2 protein-coding genes (1 of these 2 only partly in view) are annotated in these 22,074 nt (G+C 72.1%); both read right to left on the bottom strand.

The window, feature by feature from the left end:
* On the bottom strand, positions 1-17,792 hold a 17,792-nt coding region (locus tag ACIQBL_RS45435; RefSeq protein WP_401954201.1), incomplete at its 3' end, for an amino acid adenylation domain-containing protein.
* On the bottom strand, positions 17,789-22,074 hold the 3' portion of the coding sequence (locus ACIQBL_RS45430) for a non-ribosomal peptide synthase/polyketide synthase (RefSeq protein WP_401954199.1). It continues 14,794 nt past the right edge of the window; 4,286 of the gene's 19,080 nt are visible here — the last part of the coding sequence; the start codon falls outside the window, past its right edge; the stop codon is at positions 17,789-17,791. The genes ACIQBL_RS45435 and ACIQBL_RS45430, both read right to left, overlap by 4 nt.

Raw genomic sequence — 22,074 nt, 5'->3', positions numbered from 1 at the left:
CCCTTCGGCACCCCGGTCGACCCCGACGTATACACCACATACGCCAAGTCAACCGACGCACACACCACACCAGAAACCGGCTCCGCAGCCAGCAGGCCGTCATCCAGCCACACCGGGCTGAAAAGACCCACGCCCGACAGATTCCCCGCATCACCGCGCCGCGCCAGCACCAACCGCGCTCCGCTGTCAGCCAGCAGGAACTCCAACCGGTCCGCCGGATACGACGGATCCAACGGCAGATAGGCAGCACCCACCATCCACACACCCAGTATCGCCGCCACCATGTCCAGCCCATCGGGCAAACACAGCCCGACCACCGACCCCCGCCCCACACCAGCAGCCACCAACAACCCCGCCACCCGACCCGCCCGCACAGCAAGCCCGGCATAACTCACACACTCATCCCCACGACACACCGCCACCACATCCGGACACCGCTCAACCCGCGCCCAGAACAACTCCGGCATCAACACCGCACCCTCCGGAACAGGCGCAGCATTCCACCCCTCAAGCAACTGCCACCGCTCAGCCTCAGCCAGCACCGGCACGTCTCGCAGCGGGGTCGCGGGAGCCTCCTCCAGCGCGGTCACCAGTCCGCGCACGGTGGTGTGTATCAGCGTGCACACCAGCTCCTGGTCGACGGGAGCGACCGCGTCGACCGTGATGACGAAGCCGGTGCCGGTGTCGTTGACGGAGACGGTGACCGGATAGTTGTTGAGCGAACGGTTGAACACCAGCTCGATACCGGCCAGGCCGGTGCCGGAGCGCGTCTGGGCAGGGCTGTGCCGGTAGTTGAAGATCGAGGTGAACAGGGGCGCCTGGTCGGTCAGGCCGCTGGCCTGCTGTGCGAGGACGAGCGGGGCGTGCTCGTGCGCGAGCAGCCGGGCGAGCTGGGAGCGCATGGCGGCCACCGCCTCGGCGACACCGGAGGTGCCGACGCCGACCCGGACCGGCAGGGTGTTCATGAACGGGCCGAGCACCCGGTCCGCGCCGCGCCCCGACTGCATCCGGCCGAACAGCACCGTGCCGAACACCACGTCGTCGCGTCCGGCCAACACCGAGAGCACCCTGGCCCACGCCAGGTGCAGAACGGTGGCCGGGCTCACCCCCAGCGTCCGGGCATGTGCCCGCAGCCTGGTGGCCAGGTCCTCGTCCACCGCCAGCCGGGCCTGACCGGCGCCGGTCCCGTCGCTGCGGACGTCCAGCAGCCCGAACGGCGCGGTCGGCTCGGTGACGTCGCCGAGCAGGCCGGCGAAGTACCGCTCGTGCTCCTCCCGCGGCACGCCCAGCCGGGCCTGCGCGACGAAGTCACGGAACGGCAGCGGGTCGGCGAGGTCGGCGGCGTCGCCGGAGAGCATCGCCGAGATCTCTTCGAGCATCCGCTCCTGGCTGTTGTGGTCGAGTACCAGGTGGTGGACCTGGACCAGGGCCAGCCAGGTGCCGCTGTCGGCCTCGGCTGCCAGGTGGACCCGCAGCAGCGGTGCCCGGCCCAGGTCGATACGCTCCCCCGCCGCACCCAGCAGGGCCTGCGCCGGATCGGCGCCGTCGTCAATGGTCACCTCGGTGACCGGAACCTCGGCCCGGCGCCAGACCACCTGTACCGGCTCGCGCAGTTCCTGCCACGCCACCGACGTCCGGTAGATGTCGTGCCGGTCCACCACCCGTTGCAGCGCGGCGAGAAACTCCTCCAGCCGGGCCCGGGAGCGGAAGCGGAGCACCGACGGCGACAGGTACACGTCGGCGTCCGCTTCTCCGCCCATCAGGTGGTGGAAGAACATGCCCTCCTGCAAGGGCGCCAGCGGGTAGATGTCGGCCACGTTCGCCGCGCCGCCGTCCACTCCCGCGACGACCGCGGCCAGTTCGGCCTCGTTCAGCCCGGCCAGCGGCACCATCTCCGGCGTGATCGTTTCAGCTCCGGGCGGGATCAGGTTGGCCGGTACGGCCACCTCGCCGGGACCCGCCGCCACCGCCAGCCCGGTCGGCGTCGGTGTCTCGAACAGAGCGCGCACGCTGACGCCGACGCCCCGCTCGCGCAGCCGCTCCACCAGCCGCACCGCGAGCAGCGAGTGCCCGCCCAGCGCGAAGAAGTTCTCCTCCGGCCCGACCGCGTCCAGGCCGAGCACGTCGGCGAACACGCTGCACAGCAGTTCCTCGGCCGGGTTGGCCGGGCCACGGCTGCGGGCGCCGTCGGAGGTGTAGACAGGTACGGGGAGCGCGGCCTTGTTCAGCTTGCCGTTGCTGGTCAGCGGCAGCGCGTCCATGACCACGACACCGGCCGGCACCATGTGCGCGGGAAGCTGGGCCGCCGCGTACTCCCGCACCTCCGCGACCAGGCCGTCGGCACCGGCGCCCTCGGCCGGAACGAGGTAGGCGGCCAGCCGCCGGTCGCCCGGAGAGTCCTCCCGTACGATCACGGCCGCCTGGGCCACGTCCGGGTGGGCCGCCAGCACCGTTTCGATCTCGCCGGGCTCGACGCGGAACCCACGGATCTTGACCTGGTCGTCGGCCCGTCCGACGAACATCAGCAGGCCGTCACGGCCCCACTTCGCGAGGTCCCCGGTCCGGTACATCCGCTCTCCGGCCGGGCCGAACGGGCACGCGACGAATCGCTCGGAGGTCAGCTCGGGCCGACCCGCGTACTCGCGTGCCAGCTGCGCTCCGGCGATGTACAGCTCCCCGGGAACGCCGGGCGGCACCGGCTCCAGCCACTTGTCCAGCACGAACACCCGCATGTTCACGATCGGCCTGCCGATGGTGACCTCCCGGACGTTCGGTGGGCACGGCCACACCGTGGCGTCGACGGTCGTCTCAGTGAGGCCGTAGGTGTTGAACATGACCCGGCCGGCCGACCACCGCTCGACGACCTCCGGTGGGCACGCCTCGCCCGCGACCTCCAGCACGACACCGGGCCTGACCTCCCGGGCGTCCAGCGTCGCCACCACCGCGGTCGGCAGCGACAGGTGGGTGATCCCGGTCGTGGCGAAAAAGCCGGTCAACTCCCGGCCCAGCCGCCGCTCGTCGGGGATGACCACCAGCGCCGCGCCCCACAGCAGCGCCATCGACCACTCGGTCCCGAAGACGTCGAAACTGACCGAGGTGAACTGCCCGACCCGGTCGCCCGGCCCGGAGCCGAAGCGGGCGATGGCAGCGGTCATGTTCGCGAACCCGCCGTGGGTCACGGCAACGCCCTTGGGCCGGCCGGTCGACCCCGACGTGTAGATGACGTACAGCGGGTGCGCCGGCAGCAGCACCCCGGTGCGGTCGTGGTCGGTGACGTCGGAGTCGGGCAGGTCCGCCAGGCGTGCGATCAGGCCTGGGTCGTCCACCGCAAGGACGGGCGCGCCGGAGGCGTCCGGCAGTCCGTCCGCCACGGCGGCCGCGGTGAGCACGCAGACCACCTGGGTGCCGGCGAGCATGTACTCGATCCGCTCGGCCGGGTAGCTCAGGTCGATCGGAAGGTAGGCGGCGCCGGCCTTCACCACGGCGAGCAGCGCCACCATCAGGTCGACGCCGCGTTCCAGGGCCAGCGCCACGACCGTCTCCGGCCCGGCGCCCTGTCCGGCGAGCAGCCGGGCCAGCCGGTTGGCCCGTGCGTTCAGCTCGGCGTAGGTCAGGGAGGCGTCCCCGGAGGTCACCGCGATCGAGTCGGGCCGACGTGCCACCTGCGTCCGGAACAGCTCCGGCACGGTCACCGGCGCCATCGGAGCGGCCGTGTCGTTCCACGCCGCCACGACCTGCCGCCGCTCGCCGTCGTCGAGAACGGGCAGCTGGTGCACCCGCACCGCCGGGTCGGCCGCGACGGCGTCCAGGACCCGGGCGCACCTGCGCGCGAACATACCCGCCGACTCCGCGTCGAACAGGTCGGCCGCCACCGTGACCGTTCCTCGCAGCCCACCGGGCCGACCGTCCTCGAAGTGCTCGCGCAGGCTCACGTCCAGGTCGAACCGCGCGACCGGCTCGCCCGCCGGCAGCACGCTGCCCACGAGGCCGGGCAGGCCGAGCTCGGCGCTCGCGGTGTTGTGCACCGCCAGCATCACCTGGAACAGCGGATGGCGTCCGATCTGCCGCTCCGGCGCGAGAACCTCCACCAGCCGCTCGAACGGCACGTCCTGGTGCTCCAGCGCGCCCAGCCAGCACTCCCGTACCCGCCCCAGCAGCATGGTGAACTCCGGGTCACCGGAGACGTCGGTACGCAGCACCAGAGTGTTGACGAAGAAGCCGACCAGGTGATCCAGCGCGGCGTCGGTCCGCCCGGCCACCGGGGTGCCGACCGGAATGTCCTCCCCGGCTCCCAGCCGGGACAGCAGTACCGCGAGGGCCGCCTGGACCACCATGAAGAGGGTCACGCCCTCCCGCCGGGCGAGCGCGGCCAGTCCCGCATGGGCTTCTGCGGAGAGCTCTATCGGCGCGACGTGCGCGCGGTGACCCGGGACCTGCGGGCGCGGCTGGTCGGTCGGCAGCGCAAGCTCCAGCGGCGCACCTTCCAGCGCGGTCCGCCAGTACTGCACCTGCGCGGCCAGCAGGCTGTCCGGGGCGTCCTCCGCCCCGAGCAGCTCCCGCTGCCAGAGCGCGTAGTCCGCGTACTGCACCGGCAGCGGTGACCATCCGGGCGCACGGCCGTCGCGCCGTGCCGCGTACGCCACCGACACGTCCCTCGCGAACACGCCCGTCGACCAGCCGTCGGTGGCGACGTGATGCTGCACGAGCACCAGGACATGCTCCCGCTCTCCCAACGAGAGCAACCGGGTGCGAACCGGTATCTGCACCGAGAGATCGAACGGCTCTCCGCCCACCTCAGCCACCGCCCGCAGGAGCTGGTCCGGCGCGACGCTCGCGGTACCCAGCCGCCATCCGGACTCGGCCAGGTCCAGCACCCGCTGGCACGGCTCCCCGCCCGAGACGGGGAAGATCGTACGAAGCACCTCGTGGCGCCCGATCACGTCGCGCAGCGCCAGTTCCAGCGCGGCGACGTCCAGGTCGCCGGTCAGCCGCAGGGCCATCGCGTTGTTGTACGTCGCGGACGGACCCTCCAGCTGGGCGATGAACCACAGCCGCTGCTGGGCGAACGACAACGGCACCTGCTCCGGCCGCGGTCGGGCCGCCAGCGGCAAACGGGCCCGGGACGCCTGTGCCAGCGTCGCGACCAGCCCGGCCGGCGTCGGTGACTCGAACACGGCCCGCACCGGCACTTCGACGTCCAGCACGCTGCGCAGCCGGGCTACCAGCATGATCGCCATCAGCGAGTGCCCGCCCAGCCGAAAGAAGCTGTCATCCGGTCCGACCCGGTCCACGCCCAGCACATCGGCGAAGACGCCGGACACGATCTGCTCGGTCACCGAGGCGGGCCGGTCGCCGTCCGGCTCGGAGGCGTACTCGGGCGCCGGGAGGGCGGCCCGGTCGAGTTTGCCGTTGGAGGTCAACGGCAACGCGTCCAGGACGACAAGGGCGGCCGGGACCATGTGTCCGGGCACCCGCTCCGCCGCGAACTCCCGCACCGCCTCGGCCAGTCCGCCGATCGCGGCGCCCTCCGCACCGGCGGGAACGAGATAGCCGACAAGGCGCCAGTCGCCGGGGGCGTCCTCGCGGACCACCACGGCGGCCTGGGCGACGCGCGGATGGCCGGCCAGCACCGCCTGCACCTCACCCGGCTCCATCCGGAACCCGCGGATCTTCACCTGGTCATCAGCCCGCCCCGCGAACACCAGCCGACCGTCCGGGCTCCACTTCCCCAGGTCCCCGGTCCGGTACATCCGCGTGCCCGATTCGCCGAACGGGCACGCGACGAACCGCTCCGCCGTCAACCCGGCCCGGTTCACATAGCCCAGCGCCAGCTGCGGCCCGGAGACATACAGCTCACCCACGACCCCGGCCGGGACCGGTTGCAGCCATCCGTCGAGCACGAACAACGACGTCCCCGGCACTGGCCTCCCGAGCGGCACCGCTCCGTCGCGGGACACCTCAAGCGGCCCGGCCACCACACCCACCGTCGTCTCCGTCGGACCGTAATGGTTGAACACCGCCACACCGGCCACCGACGCCAGGTCGCGCGCCAGCCGCGGCGGGACCGCCTCACCACCGAGGACCAGCGACGAGCGCGGCAGCACCGCGCCCACACCACCACCGGCCGCCAGGGCGGACAAGTGCGACGGCACGATCTTCAGGTAGTCCACACCACGCGACGACAACCAACCCGCCACCGCGGACGCATCGCCGATCTCCACTTCCGCACCCGGCAGATGCAGCACCCCACCCGAAGCCAGAGACCCGAACACCATCGTGTTCCCGAGATCGGTCACCAGCGCCTGCAACAGCCCGTACCGACCCGCGCCCAGCCCGACCCGCGACGGCACCCCGGCCGCATAGGCGGCCACCGCCCCGTGGCCGACACCCACGCCCTTCGGCACCCCGGTCGACCCGGACGTGTACACCACATACGCCAGGTCGTCTTCGGCCGGCGGCGTCGGAGCCACCGCCTCACCCGGCGCGCCGGACTGTCGCAGGACGGCCACCGACATGTCGGCGAATGTGTCGGCCACTCCCTCACCGGCGACCACGACAGCCGCACCGCTGTCGGCCAGCATGAACGCGAGCCGGTCCGCCGGATATCCCGGGTCCAGCGGCAGATAGGCCGCGCCCAGCCACCAGACGCCCAGCATCGCCGTGACCATCTCCAGGCCGTCGGGCAGGCACAGGCCCACCACCGAGCCTCGCCGGACACCGGCAGAGGCCAGTCGCCCGGCCACCCGGCCGGCCCGAACGGCGAGCTGCGCGTAGCTGACGCTCCGGTCCCCGCACGTCACCGCCACCCCGTCCGGGCAGGTCGCGACCCATTGGAGGAACAGCTGCGGCAGGGCGAGCGACCCAGGGGCGGGCGTCCGGTTCCCCGCGACCAGTTGCCGCCGCTCGTCCTCGTCCAGGATCGGCAGTTCGTGCACGCGCCCCGCCGGCGCGGCAGCCACCGCCGCCAGCACCCGCACGAACCGCCCGCCGATGGCGGCCACGGTGGCGGGATCGAACAGGTCGGCCGAGGCCGTCACCGCCCCGGCGAGCCCACCCGGCCGACCGTCGTCGCCGGTGAGTTCCTGCAGGCCGATGTGCAGGTCGTGCCGCGCGGTCGGCTGTCCGGCCTGCAGGCTGGCGACCCGGAGACCTGGCAGGTCGAGTTCGGCCCGACCGGCGTTCTGGACCATCAGCATGACCTGGAACAGCGGGTGCCGGCCGCGCACCCGTTCGGTCGCGAGCACCTCGACCAGCCGCTCGAACGGCACGTCCTGGTGCTCCAGCGCACCCAGCCAGCGCCTGCGCACCCGGCCGAGCAGCGTGGTGAACTCCGGGTCACCGGACACGTCGGTACGCAGCACCAGCGTGTTGATGAAGAAGCCGACCAGGTCGTCCAGCGTCGCGTCGGTGCGGCCCGCCACCGGAGCACCGACCGGAATGTCCTCTCCGGCGCCAAGCCTGGACAGCAGTACGGCCAGTGCCGCTTGGACCACCATGAACAGCGTGACGCCGTGTTCGCGGGCCAGCGTCCTGAGCCCGGTGTGCACGTCCGCGGGCACCTCCAGCCGCAGCCAGTGCCCCAGGTGGCCGGCCTGCGCGGGGCGCGGCCGGTCGGTGGGCAGGGCCAGCTCCGGCGGAGCGCCGTCCAGCTCGGACCGCCACCACTCCACCTGGGCGGCGAGCAGGCTGCCCGGGTCCTCCTCGTCCCCCAGCAGTTCGCGCTGCCACGTCGCGTAGTCCGCGTACTGCACCGGCAGCCGGTCCCAGCCGGGAGCGCGGCCCGCGCGTCGCGCCGCGTACGCCGACGACAGGTCGCGCGCCAGCACGCTCGTCGACCAGGCGTCGGTGGCGATGTGGTGCAGCACCAGCACCAGCACGTGGTCGTTCGGCCCGACCTCCAGCAGCCGCGCCCGCAGCGGGATCTCGGTCCCCAGGTCGAATCCGCGCCCGGCGATCTCGGCCAGGGCCCCGGGCAGCTCGCTGTCGGCGGCCTGTGCCCTCTGAAGGGTCCAGCCCAGGTCTTCCGGCGGGACGATCCGCTGGCAGGGCTCGCCGCCGGCGTCCGGGAACACGGTGCGCAGGACCTCGTGGCGTGCGATCACGTCGGCCAGCGCCGCCTCCAGCGCGACGGTGTTCAGGTCACCGGACAGACGCAGCGCGACCGTGCTGTTGTACGCGGCTCCGGGCCCCTCCAGCTGGGCGATGAACCACAGCCGCCGCTGGGCGAACGACAGCGGCAGCCGCTCCGGCCGTTCGCGCGCCGCGAGCGTCAGCCGCGCGGGTCCGGCCTGAGCCAGCAGGGCGGCCAGGCCGGCCGGTGTCGGTGCCTCGAAGATCGAGAGCATCTCGATTTCGACGCCGAGGGTGGCCCGCACCCGGCTGACCAGCCGGGTCGCCAACAGCGAATGCCCGCCGAGGTCGAAGAAGCTGTCGTTCGGTCCGATCCGGTCGACGCCGAGCACACCGGCGAACAGGCCGCACAGAATCTCCACGGCCGGGTCGGCCGGCATCGGGTCGGCCGGGGCGTTCGCGGAGGCCTGGTCGGGCGCCGGCAGCGCGGCCCGGTCGAGTTTGCCGTTGGAGGTCAGCGGGAGCGCGTCCAGGGTGACGACCGCGGCGGGTACCAGGTGCTCGGGCAGCTGAGCCGCCGCGTACTCCCGCACCGTCGCCGCCAGCTCTCCACGCCCGGCGCTCCGGGTGGTGGCCGGGACCACGTACGCGGTCAGCCGCTTGTCTCCCGGCGTGTCCTCCCGCACGATCACGGCCGCCTGGGCGACGCCCGGGCAGCCGGCCAGCACCGCCCGCACCTCACCCGGCTCGATCCGGAACCCGCGGATCTTCACCTGCTCGTCGGCCCGGCCCCCGAACATCAACTGTCCGTCGCGGGTCCACTTGGCCAGGTCCCCGGTCCGGTACATGCGCCTGCCGGATCCGCCGATCGGGCTGGCGACGAACCGTTCGGCGGTCAGCCCGGCCCGTCGCAGGTAGCCGAGGGCCAACTGCTCTCCGGCCACGTACAGTTCGCCGACCACCCCTGCCGGGACCGGCCTCAGCCACCGGTCCAGCACGTAGCACCGGGTGTTCGCGTTCGGCGACCCCACCGGTGGCGCCTGCCCGTCACGCAGCACGACGTCGCCGGTCGTCACCATCACCGCGGCCTCAGTGGGGCCGTAGGTGTTCACCAGCCGCCGGCCGCGCCGCCATCGGCCGGCCGTCTTTGCGGTCAGCAGTTCCGCGCCGGACAGCACCACCGACAGTCCCGGCACCGTCTCCGGGTCCAGCACCTCCAGCAGTGACGGCACCACGCTGGCGCCCCGGATTCCGGTACGGCGGATCACGCCCGCCAGCTGCTCCGGATCGGAGCGCTGCGCTCCGGCCACCACGGCCAGTGTCCCGCCGGCTGAAAGAGTCGCGGCCATGTCGAGTACCGACGCGTCGAAGCTGAACGACGCGAACTGCAGGACCGGGCAGCCCACCTCGGGAACGAGCACCGGCGCCACCGAGGCCACCAGGTTCGCCATCGCCGCATGACTGACCTGCACCCCCTTCGGGATGCCGGTCGAGCCGGACGTGTAGATCACGTACGCCGGCCGACCCTCGTCCGGGCGTACCGCGGGAGCCGGGGCCGCCGACGGGGCGGTGTCGTCCAGCCACACCACCCGGGCGGCCAGGTCCTCCGGAAGGTTCCCCGTCTGTCCCCGCCGGGCCAGCACCGCGCCGGCACCGCTGTCGGCGATCATGAACGCCAGCCGGTCCGCCGGGTACTCCGGGTCCAGCGGCACGTACGCCGCACCGGCCAGCCACGTACCCAGCACCGCCGCGACCATCTCCGTGCCGCGCGGCAGGCACAGGCCCACCAGCGCCCCGCCGCCTGTTCCGGCCAGCAGATCCGCCACCTGGGCCGCCCGCGCCGCGAGCGCCGCGTAGCTTGTCCGCTCGTCGTCGCAGGTCACCGCCACCGCGTCGGGGCGGCGTGCGACCTGAGCCTGGAACTGTTCGAGCACCGGCGCCGGCGTCTCCGGCCGGGCGGCACCCTCCCTGTCGGCCACCAGCTGACGCCGCTCGGCGTCGTCGAGGATCTCCAGCTCGTGCACCCGTGCCGTCGGAGTGACCGCCACTGCCGCGAGGGTCCGCGCATAGCGCTCCGCGAACAGCTCCGCCGACGCCACGTCGAACAGGTCGGCGGCCACCGTCACCGACCCGCGCAGTCCGGCGGGCCGGCCGTCGGCGTCCATGGTCTCGGTGAGCATCACGTCGACGTCGAACCGGGCGGCGCGCTTGCCGCTCGGCATGGCGGTGGCCCGGATCCCGGGCAGCTCAAGGACCGACTGGGCGTTGTTCTGTACGGTCAGCATCACCTGGAACAGCGGGTGGCGTCCCACCGACCGGTCCGGCGCCAGTGTCTCCACCAGCCGCTCGAACGGCACGTCCTGGTGCTCCAGGGCACTCAGCCAGAACTCCCGCACCCGGCTCAGCAGCGTGGTGAACTCCGGGTCGCCGGACACGTCGGTGCGCAGCACCAGCGTGTTGACGAAGAACCCCATCATGTCGTCGAGCGCGGTGTCGGTCCGGCCCGCGGTGCCGGTCCCGACCGGGATGTCCTCACCCGCGCCCAGCTTGGACAACAGCACCACCAGCGCGGCCTGCACCACCATGAACAAGGTGACGCCCTGGGTGCGGGCCAGCGCGACGAGACCCGCGTGAACGTCGGCGGGGACGTCCAGCCGCACCCCGTGCGCCCGGTGCGAGGCCACAGCCGGCCGCGGCCGGTCCGTCGGCAGCACCAGCTCAGCGGGCACACCGTCGAGTGCGGCCCGCCACCACGCCACCTGCTGGGACAGCAGGCTTTCCGGGTCCTCCTCCGCGCCGAGCAGCTCGCGCTGCCACACCGCGTAGTCGGCGTACTGCACCTGCAGGGGCTGCCAGGCCGGCGCCCGGCCGCCCATCCGCGCCGTGTACGCGGCCGCGAGTTCCCGCGCCAGCACGCCCGTCGACCACGCATCGGTGGCGATGTGATGAATCACCACCACCAGCACGTGCTCGTCCGGCCCGACCTCCAGCAGCCGCGCCCGCAGCGGCAGCTGAGCAGCCAGATCGAACGGCTCGCCCGCGAGCCGGGCCACCATTCCGGGCAGGCCGTCCTCGGTCGTCACCACCGTTTCCAGTTCCCAGTCCGCCTCGTCGGCCCGAAGAATCCGCTGGTACGGCCGGCCGTCGACGACGGGGAACACGGTGCGCAGCACCTCGTGGCGGGCGATCACATCGGCCAGCGCCGCCCGCAGCGCGGCGGCGTCCAGCCGCCCGGACAGGCGCACCGCGACCGTGTTGTTGTAGGTCGGGTCCTGTCCCTCCAGCTGGGCGATGAACCACAGCCGCTGCTGCGCGAAGGACAGCGGGGCCGACTCCGGCCGCTCCCGGGCGGCCAGCGGCAGCCGAGCCGGGCCCGCCCGGTCCACCACGGCCGCCAGCGCGGCCGGGGTCGGCGCCTCGAACAGTGTCCGTACCGGCAGCTCCACACCCAACGCCGCACGGACTCGGCTGACCAGCCAGATCGCCAGCAGCGAGTGCCCGCCAAGGGAGAAGAAGCCGTCCTGGGGGCTGACCCGGTCCACTCCCAGCACATCGGCGAACACCCCGCACAGGAGCTCCTCCAGCGCCGAGACCGGCTGCTCCGGCGCGCGGTGGCCAGAGGCCGAGTAGTCCGGCGCGGGCAGCGCCTTGCGGTCCACCTTCCCGTTGCTGGTCAACGGCAGTTCGTCGAGCACCACGACCGCCGCGGGCACCATGTACTCGGGCAGGCGCTGGGCGGCATGGTCGCGGACCGCCGCGGTGGCTCCGGCGGCGTCTCCCGACATGACGACGTACGCGGCGAGCCGCTTGTCGCCGGGGCTGTCCTCCCGGACGGTCACCACGGTGTGACTCACCCCTGGCGCGCCGGCCAGCACCGCCTCGATCTCGCCCAGCTCGATCCGGAACCCGCGGATCTTCACCTGGCCGTCGGCCCGCCCGGCGAACTCCAGCGACCCGTCGGCAGCCCACCTCGCGAGGTCACCGGTCCGGTACAAGCGGGCTCCCGGCTCGCCGCCGAACGGGTCGGCCACGAACCGCTCGGCGGTCAGCCCCGGCCGGCCGAGATAGCCGCGGCCCACTCCGGCACCGCCCACGTACAGCTCGCCGGTCACTCCCACCGGCACCGGCTCGGCACGCCGGTCCAGCACGTACAGACGGGTGTTCGCCAGCGGCCGCCCGATCGGCACCCCGGTCGCCTCAGGTCCGGGCGGGACCGTGATCGCGTGATGGGTCACGTCGTCGGAACATTCGGTGGGCCCGTAGGCGTTGAGCTGCGGAACCCCGGGATAGACCTCCAGCCAGGCCCGGGCCAGCGGAGCCGGCAGCGCCTCACCGGTCACGGCGAGCCAGCGCATCGCGGTCAGGTCCGGCCGGTCGCCGTTCATCCGGGAACTCTCGGCGACCATGGCCCGCAACAGCGAGGGCACCACCTCCAGTACGCTCATCCGTCCCCGCTCGGTCTCGGCGAGCAGCCGGGCCGGGTCGTGGGCGATCTCGTCGGGCAGCACCTGCACCCGGCCGCCGGCCAGCAGCGCCGCGAAGAACTGCCACACGGAGATGTCGAAGGAGGGCGACGCGGTCGCCGCGACCACGTCGGCGGCCGTCAGCCCGAGGTCGGCCACCTTGGCGAACAGGTGGTTGACCATGCCGCGCTGCTCGATCATCACGCCCTTCGGCAGGCCGGTCGACCCGGACGTGTACATCACGTACGCCAGGCGACCGGCCGCCTCCGGCCTGCCGTTCTCCGGCTCGGCTGCCGGCAGCTCCTCGTCCCCGAGCACCACCGTGCTCCGCGCCTCGGGCAGCTGCCCCGGCCACGCCCGGCTGGTCACCACCACCCGTGCCCGCGCGTCGTCGAGGACGAACGCGGCCCGCTCCGCGGGCAGGGCAGCGTCCACCGGCAGGTACGCCGCACCGGCCTTGAACACCGCCAGGATCGCCGTGATCAACTCGACCGACCGGGCCAGGCACAGCCCCACCACCGACTCTGGGCCCACACCGCGCCCGGCCAGTACCCGGGCCAACCGGTCCGCCCGGTCGTTCAGCTCCCGGTAGGTGATCCAGGCATCGCCCGAGCACAGCGCCACCGTGTCGGGGCAGCGCTCGGCCTGCGCTTCGAAAAGCTCCGCCAAGCCCGCCCCGGGCGTCTCGACAGCGGTGTCGTTCCGCTCCCGCAGCAGTTGCCTCCGCTGTGCTCCTCCGAGTACACCGAGCCCGCCCAGCGGAGTGCCCGGGGCGTCCTCCAGCGCGGTGACCAGGCTGCCGACGGCGGTGTGCACAAGCTCGCACACCAGCCGCGAGCCGATCAGGGGGACCGCGTCAACGGTGATGTCGAACGTGTCCCCTCGGTCGTCGACGGTGACAGTGACCGGGTAGTTGTTGCGGTCCTGGGAGAAGGTCGTCTCGATGCCCAGCCGGCGGCCGGTGCCGCCCGCGGCGGACCGCGGGTTGTGCCGGTAGTTGAAGATCGAGGTGAACAGCGGCACCTGCGCCGGAAGGCCGCTGGCCTGCTGCGCCAGCACCAGGGGCGCATGTTCGTGCACCAGCAGCTCGGCCAGCCGACCGCGCATCACGGTGACGGCTTCCGCCACTCCGAGTGCGGCCGTGTCGGTCCGGACCGGCAGGGTGTTGAGGAAGGGGCCGACCACCCGGTCCGCGCCGCGGCCGGCCCGCATCCGGCCGAACAGCACCGTTCCGAACACCACGTCGTCGCGGTCGGACAGCACCGCCAGCACCCGCGCCCACGCCACGTGCCACAGCGTCGCCGGACTCACTCCGGCGGCGCGCGCCCGCTCTCGCAGCCGGGCCGCCAGGTCGTCGGCCACCGGCAGCTGCGCCCGCTCGATGTCACTGCCGTCGCCGCGCACGTCCAGCAGCCCGAACGGCGCGGTCGGCTCGGTCACGTCCCCGAGCAACTCGGCGAAGAACCGCTCGTGCTCCTCGCGCGGCACCCCGAGCCTCGCCTGCGCCACGAAGTCGCGGAACGGCAGCGGATCGTCGAGGCCTGCCGCATCGCCCGAAAGGATCTGGGAGATCTCCCGCAGCAGCATCTCCTGGCTGGTGTGATCCAGCACCAGGTGATGCACCTGCAGCAGCACCAGCCGGCGCCCGCCCTCAGGCTCGGCGGCAGTGTGCACGCGAATCAGTGGGGCCTTCGTCAGGTCCATCCAGGGACCGGCCGCCGCGAGCAGCACGGTCTGGGCGTCCTCACCCTCACCCGGCGTCACCTGCGACACCGGCAGCTCCGCGTGCCGCCACACCACCTGCACCGGCTCCCGCAGCCCCTGCCACGCCACCGACGTCCGGTAGATGTCGTGCCGACCGATCACCTGCCGCAGCGCGTCGAGGAACTGTTCCATCCGCTGCTGCGACTCGAACCGCAGCACCACCGGCGACAGGTAGACGTCCCGCTCCCGGGCCTCCCGCGCCATGACGTGGTGGAAGAACATGCCTTCCTGCAGCGGCGCCAGCGGATACACGTCAGCCACGTTCGGTGCCCCGCCATCCACACCGGCAACGACCTCGGTCAACTCCGCCGCGGTCAGTCCCGCCAGCGGAACCATCTCCGGCGTGATCGTCTCCGCGCCGTCCGGGATCAGGTTCGGCGGTACGGCCACGTCGTCCGGGCCCGCCCCTCCTGCCAGGCCCGCCGGTGTGGGCGACTCGAACAAGGCCTTTACGCTCACCGCCACGCCGCGCTCGCGCAGCCGCTCCACCAGCGGAACGGCCAGCAGCGAATGGCCGCCGAGCTCGAAGAAGTTGTCCTCGGCCCCGACCGCGTCGAGCCCCAGGACCTCGGCGAAGAGTCCGCAAATCAGTTCCTCGCGCGCGCTCGCCGGCGCGCGCCCGCCAGTGGACGAGGCGAAGTCGGGCTCCGGCAGCGCGGCGCGGTCCACCTTGCCGCTCGGGGTGAGCGGCAGTCGCGGCAGCACCACGATCGCGGCGGGCACCATGTGGCCCGGCAGGTGGCGGGCCACATACTCCCGGGCTCGGCCGACCAGTTCGGAAGGGTCGGCGCCGGGGGCGGCCGGCACGACGTAGCCGATCAGCCGCCGGTCGCCGACGGCGTCCTCGTGGACCGCGACCGCCGCCTGCGCCACCTCCGGGCCGGCGGCCAGCGCGGCCTCGACCTCGCCGGGCTCGATCCGGAACCCACGGATCTTCACCTGCCCGTCGGCGCGGCCTCGGAACACCAGCCGCCCGTCCGGCGTCCACTTCGCCTGGTCACCGGTCCGGTACATCCGCGAGCCCGACCCGCCGAACGGGCACGCGACGAACCGTTCGCCGGTCAGCTCCGGACGGCCCAGATACCCCCGGGCGAGGCCGGCACCCGCCACATACAGTTCGCCGGTCACTCCGACCGCAACCGGCTGCAGCCGTTCGTCGAGCAGGAACACCCGGCTGTTCGCGATCGGTCTGCCGATATGCGGCCGGTCACCGGCGTGCAGCGGCCCGCTCATGGTGGCGCACACGCTGGTCTCGGTCGGCCCGTAGGCGTTGATCAACCGGCGCCCGCCGGCCCACCGGGCCGGCTGCCCGGCGCCCAGCGCCTCGCCCGCCGACACCAGGGTGGTCACCGACGGCAGGCTGCCGGGGTCGGTGACCGCGAGCAGCGACGGCGGCAGGGTCACGTGGGTCACCCCGTGGCGCGCCACCAGGTCGGGCAGCGTGAGCAGTGCGTCCTGCGCCGCCGTCACCAGGCAGGCACCGCCGCACAGCGCGGTCACCAGCTCCGACACCGAAGCGTCGAATCCCGGCGAGGCGAACTGCAGCAGCCGCGATCCCGGCGTGACCTGAAACCGGTCGATCTGGGCCGCCGCGAGGCTGGCCAGGCCTTCGTGCGAAACCTGTACGCCCTTGGGGGTCCCGGTCGATCCGGAGGTGTAGATCACGTAGGCGAGCTGGGCCGGTGCCGGACCGGCTTCCGGCAGCCCGGCCGGTACCGACGTTAATCCTGGGTCGTCCAGTACCACCAGCCGGGCCTGCCCGGGCGGCAGGTTCCGCAGCGTGTCCTGAGTTCCCAGCACGAGTGGCGCCTGGCTGTCGGCCAGCATGAACGCCAGCCGCTCCCCCGGGTATTCGGGGTCCAGCGGCAGGTAGGCAGCGCCCGCCTTCCACACCGCCAACACCGCGGCGATCATCTCCAGGCCGCGCGGCAGGCACAGTCCGATGACCTGCTCCGGCTCCGCACCGGCGGCCAGCAGCTGACCGGCGAGGCGGTCCGCCTTGGCGTCCAGTGCCGCGTAGGTCAGGTGCCGTTCACCGAACGCGACGGCTGCCGCGTCGGGGGTACGGATGGCCTGTTCGGCGAAGAGCTGGGCTGCGGTGGTGTCACGTACCAGGGTGGCGGTGTCATTCCATTCGCGGAGCAGCCGGTCTCGCTCCTCGGCATCGGGCACCGGTATCTCGTGTGGCCTTGTCAAGGGGTCTGCTGCAATGGCCGTGAGTACCGACACCAGCCGCTCGGTGATGGTCACGGCCGACTCCGGGTCGAACATCTCGGCCGCCACGGTCACCCAGCCGTGCAGGCCGGCCGGAGCCTGGCCGGCGGTGAAGGACTCCGTGACCACTATGTCCAGGTCGAACCGGGCGACCGGATCACCGGCCGGCAGCGAGGTCGTCCGCACACCGGGCAGATCGAGAACCGAGGGAGCATTGTTCTGCACGGTCAGGTTGACCTGGAACAGCGGGTGCCGTCCCATCGACCGGTCCGGAGCGAGCGCCTCCACCAGCCGCTCGAACGGCACGTCCTGGTGTTCCAGCGCATCGAGCCAACAGTCCCGCACCCGCCCCAGCAGCGTGGTGAACTCCGGATCGCCGGACACATCCGTACGTAACACCAAGGTGTTGACGAAGAACCCGACCAGGTCGTCCAGCGCGGTGTCGGTCCGGCCCGCGACCGCCGTCCCGACCGGGATGTCCTCGCCCGCGCCCAGCTTCGACAGCAGCACTGCCAGCGCGGCCTGAACGACCATGAACAGCGTCACGCCCTGTTGCCGGGCCAGTGCCGCGAGGCCGGCGTGCACATCCGCAGGGACCTCCAGCCGCACCGTGTGGCCACGGTGGCTGACGACCTGCGGGCGGGGACGGTCCGTCGGCAGCTCCAGCTCGGGCGGCGCGCCCTCCAGCGCTCCGCGCCACCACGCCACCTGCTGGGACTGCACGCTCTCCGCATCGTCCTCGTCGCCCAACAGCTCCCGCTGCCACAGCGCGTAGTCCGCGTACTGCACCGGCAACGGTTCCCAATCCGGCACCCGCCCGTGCCGCCGCGCCTCGTACGCGGTGGTGACGTCCCGGACCAGCACACCGGTCGACCACGCGTCGGTGGCGATGTGGTGCAGCACCACCACCAGCACGTACTCCTCCGGACCGACCGTCAGCAGCCGCACCCGCACCGGGATCTGACTGGCGAGGTCGAAGGGCTGTCGCGCCATCTCGGCCACCGCATCGGAGACGCCGTCCTGGACGACCTGCGCGGTCTCCAGTTCCCAGCTGATCTCGTCCATGCCGAGGATCCGCTGTGACGGAGTGCCCTCGACAGCGGGGAACACGGTACGCAGCACCTCGTGGCGTTCCAGCAGGTCCCGGAATGCGGCACCGAGCGCGGCGGCGTCCAGCTCGCCGGAGAGCCGCAGGGCCGTCGCGTTGTTGTAGGTGGCGGACGGTCCTTCCAACTGGGCGATGAACCACAGCCGCTGCTGGCCGAACGACAACGGGATCATGACGGCTCCTTCCGTTCGCGCATCGGCCGCAATGCCGGCCTTGCTGTCTTTCCGGTTTCGGTGTGGGCCAAGGTGGTGGCGAGTCCGGCGGGGGTCGGTGTCTCGAAGATGGTCCGGACGCTGATCTCGGCGCCCAGCGCGGTACGGATCCGGCTGATCAGACGGGTCGCGAGGAGCGAGTGCCCGCCAAGGTCGAAGAAACTGTCATCGGGACCGACGGTGTCGATACGCAGGACATCGGCGAATACGCCGCACAGCACCTCCTCCTCCACCGACGCCGGAGGCCGTATCTCCCGGCCGGCCCGACCCGCGTAGTCGGGCGCCGGCAGGGCGGCCCGGTCGAGCTTTCCGCTGGAGGTCAACGGCAACGCGTCAAGCACCACGACAGCCACCGGAACCATGTGGGCGGGCAGACGGCCGCCCGCGAACTCCCGCACCGCGTCGGCCAGCCCGTCATCATCACCGGCATCGGCGGGAACCACATACCCGACCAGGCCCCTGTCGCCCGGGACATCCTCACGGACGGCCACCGCCACCTGGGCGACCCGCGGATGCGCGGCCAGCACCGCCTGCACCTCACCCGGCTCCACCCGATAACCCCGGATCTTCACCTGATCATCAGCACGGCCCGCGAACACCAGCCGCCCGTCGACGGTCCACTTCGCCAGATCCCCGGTCCGGTACATCCGCTCGCCCGACTCGCCGAACGGACACGCCACAAACCGCTCCGCCGTCAATCCAGTCCGGTTCACATAGCCCCGCGCCAACTGCGGCCCGGAAACATACAGCTCACCCACCACCCCAGCAGGGACCGGCTGCAGCCATCCGTCGAGCACGTACACCGACGTCCCCGGCACCGGCGTCCCGAGCTGCACCGCTCCACCAGGCGACACCTCCAACGGCCCGGCCACCACACCGACCGTCGCCTCCGTCGGACCGTAATGGTTGAACACGGCCAGCCCAGGCGTTGCCGTCAGATCACCAGCCAACTGCTGAGACACCGCTTCCCCGCCCAGCACCAGCGTCCGTGCCGGCAACACCGGACCCACACCATCCCCGGCCGCCAACGCCGCCAGATGCGACGGCACAATCTTCAGGTAGTCCACACCACGCGACGACAACCAACCCGCCACCGCAGCAGGGTCACCCACCTCCAACCCCACACCCGGCAGATGCAGCACCCCACCCGAAGCCAACGACCCGAACACCATCGTGTTCCCCAGGTCCGTCACCAACGCCTGCAACAGCCCATACCGGCCCCCACCCAAACCAACCCTGGAAGCCACCCCAGCCACATAAGCCGCCACGCCACCGTGACTGACCGCCACACCCTTCGGCACCCCGGTCGACCCCGACGTATACACCACATACGCCAACTCACCAGCCACCACCGACACCACATCGGAAACCGGCTCCGCAGTCAGCAGATCATCGTCCAGCGCCACCGTCGGCACCCGGCCGGCAGGCAACTCGTCCAAGACATCCCCGGTACCCACGACCACAGCAGCACGACTGTCGGCCAGCATGAACGCCAACCGCTCCACCGGATACCCCACATCCAACGGCAGATAAGCGGCACCCACCATCCAGCTACCGAGCACCGCCGCCACCATGTCCAGCCCATCGGGCAAACACAGCCCGACCACCGACCCCCGCCCCGCACCAGCAGCCACCAACAACCCCGCCACCCGACCCGCCCGCACAGCAAGCCCGGCATAACTCACACACTCATCCCCACAAGACACCGCCACCGCATCCGGACACCGCTCAACCCGCGCCCAGAACAACTCCGGCATCAACACCGCACCCTCCGGAGCAGGCGCAGCATTCCACCCCTCAAGCACCTGCCGCCGCTCGGCCTCAGCCAGCACCGGCACCTGACCAACCCGCACCGCAGCATCAGCCGCCACCACACCCAGCACCCGCACGAACCGCTCACCGATCAACTCAGCCGTGGCCAGGTCAAACAGATCCGCCGCCACCGTCACCGAGCCCGACAACCCAGCCGGCCGCCCCTCCCCATCAGCCCGCTCACGCACACTCACATCCACATCGAACCGCGCCGCCCCCGTCCCAGCAGCCAACGCACTCCCCTGCACGCCGGGCAGGTCGAGCACGGCGGGGTCGCTGTTCTGCAGGGTGAGGTTGACCTGGAACAACGGATGGCGGCCCATCGACCGGTCCGGAGCGAGCGTCTCCACCAGCCGCTCGAACGGCACGTCCTGATGCTCCAGCGCACCCAGCCAGAACTCCCGCACCCGCCCCAGCAACCCAGTGAACTCCGGATCCCCGGACACATCCGTCCGCAACACCAACGTATTGACGAAGAACCCCACCAGATCGTCCAGCGCCACATCAGTCCGGCCCGCGATACCCGTACCGACCGGGACGTCCTCCCCCGCGCCCAACTTCGACAGCAGTACCGCCAACGCGGCCTGCAACACCATGAACAGCGTCACGCCCTCCCGCCGCGCCAGCGCCGCCAACCCAGCGTGCACATCCGCCCCGACCATCAAGCGCACCGTGTGCCCACGGTGACTGTCCACCGCCGGCCGCGACCGCTCAGTGGGCAGGGTCAACTCGGCCGGCGCGCCCTCCAACGCGTCCCGCCACCACGCCACCTGCCGCGCCAGCAGACTCTCCCGATCCCCCTCGTCACCCAGCAACTCCCGCTGCCACAGCGCGTAGTCCGCGTACTGCACCGGCGGCCGATCCCACCCCGGCTCCCCACCCCGAACCCGCGCCGCATACGCAGCACTCACATCCCGCGCCAAAACCCCCGTCGACCAGCCATCAGTGGCGATGTGATGCAACACCAACACCAACACGTGCTCATCCGGGCCAAGCACCAACAGCCGCGCCCGCAACGGAATCTCCGCGGAAAGGTCGAACGGCACGCCCGCCACCGCAGCCACCGCGTCCGCCAGCTCCTCCTCGGCGACCCACGCCCGCTCCAGCCGCCAGTCCAGCTCGCCCACACTCAACACCCGCTGGAACGGCACACCGTCAACAGCGGGAAACACCGTCCGCAACACCTCATGACGACCCACCACATCACCCAACGCCAACCCCAACGCATCGACGTCCAACTGCCCGGACAACCGAAGCGCCATCGGGCTGTTGTAGGCCAGGCCCGGTCCTTCCAGCTCGTGGACGAACCAGAGCCGTTGCTGGCCGAACGACAGCGGCACGCGCTCCGGACGCGGCCGCGCCGCCAGTGGCAGTCGTGCCGCGTCGGACTGCGCCAGGGCCGCAGCCAGCCCGGCCGGGGTCGGCGCCTCGAACAGGGTGCGCACCGCGAGTTCTGTTCCCAGCACGGCACGGACCCGGCTGGCCAGCCGGACCGCCAGCAGCGAGTGCCCGCCGAGCGTGAAGAAGCTGTCCTGCGGCCCGACCCGGTCCAGGCCGAGCACGTCGGCGAACAGGCCGGACACGAGGTCGGTGATCACCGAGGTGGGTGTCTGCCCGTCGTCCGCGCCCGGTCCGTAGTCGGGTGCGGGCAGTGCGGCCTTGTCGAGCTTGCCGCTGGTGGTCAGTGGCAGCTTGTCGAGCACTACGACCGCGCCGGGGATCATGTAGTCCGGCAGCCGTGCCGCCGCGTACTCGCGCGCTGCCTCGGCGAGTCCGTCCCCGCCGTCGTCATCGGCCGGAACGACGTAGCCGACGAGGCGCTTCTCACCGGCGGCGTCCTCGCGAACGGTCACCGCGGCCTGCGCCACATCCGGGCACGCGGTCAACGCCGCCTCGACCTCGCCCGGCTCGATCCGGTAGCCGCGGATCTTGACCTGGTCGTCGGCCCGGCCCGCGAACACCAGCTGCCCGTCGACGGCCCATTGGGCCATGTCTCCGGTCCGGTACATCCGCTCGCCCGGCCCGCCGAACGGGCACGCCACGAACCTCTCCGAGGTGAGGGCTGCCCGCCCCAGATAGCCGCGAGCCAGGGCCTCCCCTGACACATACAGCTCCCCTGCGACACCAGCGGGCACCGCACCGAGCCACTGGTCCAGCACGAACACCCGCGCGCCGATCACCGGCGAGCCGATCGGCACCTCGCCGGCGCCGCTGCGGCACCGCCAGAGGGTCGCGTCGATGGTGGTCTCCGTCGGGCCGTAGGAGTTGAACATGACCCGGTCCAGCGACCACCGGGCCATCACCTCCGGCGGGCAGGCCTCGCCGGCCGTCACCACCACCATGTCCCGGCCGACCGGGCTCTCGTCCAGCGTCGCCAGCACCGCCGGGGGCAGCGTCGCGTGCGTCACTCCGGTCTCGGACAGGAACCCGG

Source organism: Streptomyces sp. NPDC088350, assembly GCF_044753545.1.
Taxonomy (GTDB): domain Bacteria; phylum Actinomycetota; class Actinomycetes; order Streptomycetales; family Streptomycetaceae; genus Streptomyces.
The sequence above is the reverse complement of the archived record's forward strand: the minus strand, read 5'-3'. Positions and strand labels throughout refer to the sequence as shown.